Below are 4,755 nucleotides of genomic sequence, written 5' to 3'. Positions count from 1 at the left end.
ATTATTTTTCAAGTATTGCAGGAAAAAAGCTGGAAAAGCAAGAATTAAAAGAGTTTTTGACCGAAGCAGGATTGCAATCTGAAGCGTTCAATAAGCGCATACATTCTTTCTCCAAAGGTATGCGACAAAAAGTAGGTATCGCCATAGCATTGGCGAAAGATGCTCAAGCCTTATTACTTGACGAACCTACTTCTGGTCTTGATCCAAAGGCTAGTAATGAATTTGGTCAACTTTTACAGAAGTTAAGAGAAAAAGGTGTGGCAACACTAATGGCTACTCATGATTTATTCAGGGCTAAAGAAGTGGCTACACATATTGGTATAATGAACAACGGCGTATTAAAACAAGAGTTTATAGCCAATGATATCTCTTTGTCAGGGCTTGAACAAGCTTATTTGGATACTATGAATTATAAAGCTACAGTGTAATGATTACAAAAACATTCATCAAAGAAACCAAAGAGTTGCTACGAGAAGGTCGCGTTCGCATTTCTATTGTTATTGTACTCCTTTTATTGGGCATAGCAGTTTTTATAAGTAGTAGACAATACAATAATGTAAATGAGCAGTACGCTGCAGCTAAAACTACAGAGCGTGCTGTTTGGGATGGTCAGGGAGATAAAAATCCACATTCTGCCGCACATTACGGTACCTATGCTTTTAAACCTAAATACCCACTTTCTTTAATAGATCAAGGAGTTGATAAATATGCAGGTACTTCTATTTTTTTGGAAGCCCATAACCGCAACGATGCGCAATTTAGTGATGCGGCAGACCAGACAGGTTTAGCACGTTTTGGTGATTTAACGCCAGATTTTATATTGTTATTCATTATTCCGTTGTTAATAATTCTTTTGGGATATAATAGTTTCACAAAAGAAAGAGAAATGGGGACGCTCACCTTGCTTAAAAGTCAAGGAGTTTCTATTTGGAAATGGATTTTGGGTAAATGGATAGCCCTTTACTTACCAATATTTATTATTACAGCTTTACTGTTTTTAATTGCTGGTTTGGTACTTTCTGGTCTTAAGGATTATGGTGTTTTTCAATGGAACTCGTTATTTGTAATGCTCGGCGTTTACCTTATATATTACATGGTATTTACAAATTTGGTGCTCATCGTTTCTGCACTGAATAGGAAATCGAGTATTTCACTTGTAATATCGTTATCGGTTTGGATAATTGCTTGTCTTGCCGCTCCAAAAACGGCAACAAATATAGCATCCAATAAACACCCGTACCCAACGGCACAGGAATTTGCTGCAAATGTTCTTGAAGATAAAAACGAAGGAATTGACGGTCATAACCCGTGGAACGAAGAAGCAAAATTACTAGAACAACAAACCTTAAAGGAATATGGTGTCGATAGCTTAAACCAATTACCGTTTAACTATGACGCATACCGTATGCAAAAAGGAGAGGAGCATGCTGCTGAAGTGTATTTTAAACATTATAAATATCTTAAAGAGCAATATCAAAATCAAACTAAAGTCTATCAGAGTCTTGCGGTTTTATCACCGTATTTACCTACACGTTTTTTGAGTATGGCAGTTGCTCATACCGATTATGGTACACATTGGAACTTTTCTGATGCTGCAGAAAACTATCGTGTTGGTACTCAAAAATTTTTAAATGATCACTTTGCCGAAAATTCCGATTTTGGTGAATGGGGATGGAAAGCAGATGCTGAATTTTGGAAAGGGTTGCCTCCGTTCGAGTATGATCCGCCTACACTAAGTAATACATTACTGCATCATAGCTCAGACTTGAGTATTCTTGCTGGCTGGATTTTGCTCTCTTTTGTAGGTCTATTTTTAACCATAAAACGCTTTTAGTTATGCTTAAACCTAATTTTATATATGAATGGAAGCTACTGATACGTAGTAAGTGGTTGCAATTATTAACTATTTTGCTTGTCCTACTTTTTGGATTTGCCACAAACAATGGTTTACAACGAGTTGAAAAACGTAATAGTGTAATTGCCTTTGCCCAAGATGAAGTTGCAGAAGCAGATGCAGTTATGTTTTCGCTATTAGATTCTTTGGAAAAAGGCTTGCCCGTAAGTCTAAGGTCGTCTCAATTACCCACTAACCCTATGGTAGTTGGAAATAGTTATCCTAGACTTGCTGCTATGCCTCCAAACGATTTTACATTTGTGGCTACTGGACAGAGTGATATGTTCTCGCATTATAAAACACCTAAAGTTTCCCGTGGAAAAATCATTGAAGACTTTACTGAAATGACTAGTCCTGTTCAGCTGCTCTTTGGAAATTTTGACTTAGGTTTCGTTATCGTTTATTTACTACCGTTATTGATTGTTGCTTTTTCATATAACGTACTTTCTTCTGAAAAGGAAAGCGGAATATTAAAACTATTGGCATCGCAGCCTATTGGCATACGTAACTGGGTGTTGCATAAATTATTGATACGATTTTCTTTATTATCCGTGTTGGTTTTAGTGTCTCTTTTGGCGGTATTACTATTACTGGGTGCAAGTCCGTTTTCTAAGATTGGTAGCTTATTTACTTTATTTGGTCTTATTCTCGCCTATATGCTATTTTGGTTTGCGCTGGCATTTTTAGTAAATCTTTGGGTAGGTAGTTCGGCAAAAAATGCAGTTGCAATGTTAGGACTTTGGATAGGTTTTGTACTATTGATTCCTTCAGTCTTAAATCAGTTAGGTACTGCTATTTATCCAATGCCATCGCGTACATTGATGATTAATGATCTTCGTGAAATGCAGGCAGATATTACAAAACGTCAAGATAAAATTTTGGATAATTACCTTCGTGACCATCCCGAGTATGCGGTTAATGATTCTAGCCAAACACGTAATTTTTGGCATGGCTATATGGCTTCCCAAAATTTATTACGTAAAGAGATTGCCCCAGTTGTAAACCGCTATAACGAGCAATTAGAAAATCAACAAAAATGGATAAATAAATTTAAATGGCTTTCACCTGCGGTTACCCTACAGGAATCTTTAAACAAATTGTCTGGTACTGCATCAACCGATTATGAAAATTATAGGCAACAAGTGCTCGTATTTTCAGAGCAATGGAGAGCGTATTTTATGCCAATGTTATATAATAATACCGATTTTGAAAAAGAAAGTTATAATGAGCTTCCAAAATTTATTTACAAGCAAAAGCAATATCACTATTCAGCGTCATTTGTAATTCTTATGATTTCTTTAATGTTGTTTGGCGTTGGGTTTGTGAGTTCAAGGGCACGAAGTAACTATACTATTGTAAAATGACATAATTAGTAAAATATGTAAAGCTGTGATGGTATTTATTTTAAAAGCAGTATGAACTAGAAAAGGGAGTGAAATTATGCAATTATTATTTTTTCGCTCCTTTAAATATGGGTAACCATCTTGGTAATCAAAACTATGAGAGGGGTTACTGTTTGTAAAATGAAAAACGCACAGCTCAAGGGGAAAATCACCTTTCTGAAACTAGAATTAAGAGTGTAAAGTAACTATTATTTATATTTTGAAAATTATCCATTGTAATATCTATTCAATTAAAATTTTTTATGATTTTAATTGAATAGATATACTTTAATTTAGGTTTATAAAATTTAATTACCTTCTTAAATAAGTTTGCGTCTTTTAATATGAATTAACTAATGAAACATTTTAATTTATAACCAGTTTACGAGCTATTGTTAAAAGCAATTTCTTTTCATTTATAGTTCTTTTTAATGGTAATTGCGCTAAACCTATTAATCTGCGCATTATTTCTATTCCTGCAACTTTGTTTAATAATGAGATATCCAGCTTTTTTGGATATCTATCACTTATGATTTTTAAACAACTGGTGTCCGTAGTAATAAGGACACTATGAGCTGCCATAACCCCCATGTCGAATTCAGCAAATCCCATAAAACTGAATTCAGGATCTATCATATATGTATGGTTTTCTCTTGTCATCCAGCTACCAGGATAATAATCGCCATGTAACAGTGTATCTCCTTTAGCTAGATATTGTAATCCTACTTTTTTAATCTCTTTTTTTAATGTGTCATCATTTTTATACTCTACAGCTAGTTCTTGAAGCCCTTCTTGAATAGTGTCTAACGAAAAATCATTGTCTTTAAGAAAAGGAAGTACAAATATGTGCTGATGGTTAAGTAAACGTAATTCCATATTATTAGGGTACGTTTTTGGCTGTGCCTTATGAATATGTGCTGCAATATCTATTAGTTGATGTAGCTGTGATGTTTTAAAAATTCTATCATCGTATAAGTAGAGCATATCTTTACAATCACCTAGATCTTCAAGAATCAGTAAATGGTTTTTAGCACTATAAGCAAGTACCTTAGGTATATGCTCCATTATATTCTCATTGGTAACCGATTCATAAAATTGGTGCTCTACATCAATACGTTCAATCGGTGCATCTATCTCTTGATATTTTTGTACAAAAGGGCGCGATTGTTTTACAATAAAAGAGCGTTTATTGGTACGTACTCTTATAACAACGTTCATGTTACCTTCACCAGGTTTCTCCGTAGCAATAATATGCTCTTGCTTTGGGTCTATAAAGCCTATGTCGTTTAAACAGATTTGAAAATCTGAATTAGAGCTGTTGGTTTCTAAATACATATATTATATTCTATTTAAACTTTGCCAGAAATCCGTTTTCATGGCGTCTACGTCTATTTTTGTATGAATATTAATACGCCGTTTTGTATTTTCTTTTGGTGTTAAAAACATTTCTGTTTGCGATAAATTTGGGCGGGCAAGAGC

General features: G+C 34.5%; 4 protein-coding genes. 3 read left to right on the top strand and 1 reads right to left on the bottom strand.

The features are described from left to right. The 3 genes from ABJI11_RS03060 to ABJI11_RS03050 form a co-directional block, all read left to right on the top strand. Positions 1-428: AAA family ATPase (locus ABJI11_RS03060; RefSeq protein WP_348349312.1), on the top strand; the 428-nt coding region annotated here is incomplete at its 5' end. Next, on the top strand, positions 428-1,834 hold the full coding sequence (locus ABJI11_RS03055) for a DUF3526 domain-containing protein (protein ID WP_348349310.1): 1,407 nt from the start codon (positions 428-430) through the stop codon (positions 1,832-1,834). The genes ABJI11_RS03060 and ABJI11_RS03055, both read left to right, overlap by 1 nt. 2 nt (positions 1,835-1,836) lie before the next feature. After that, positions 1,837-3,258, top strand: a complete 1,422-nt coding sequence (locus ABJI11_RS03050) for a DUF3526 domain-containing protein (protein WP_348349308.1) — start codon at positions 1,837-1,839, stop codon at positions 3,256-3,258. Positions 3,259-3,642: 384 nt separating this feature from the next. Here ABJI11_RS03050 and ABJI11_RS03045 read toward each other — a convergent pair whose 3' ends face one another. Next, a complete protein-coding gene (locus ABJI11_RS03045; protein WP_348349306.1) occupies positions 3,643-4,611 on the bottom strand; it encodes a phosphotransferase in 969 nt (322 codons plus the stop codon). Positions 4,612-4,755: the final 144 nt, after the last annotated feature.

The organism is Maribacter sp., assembly GCF_039968975.1.
Lineage (GTDB): Bacteria > Bacteroidota > Bacteroidia > Flavobacteriales > Flavobacteriaceae > Maribacter.
Note: the sequence above shows the minus strand (reverse complement) of the source record. Positions and strands in the feature narration are given on the sequence as shown.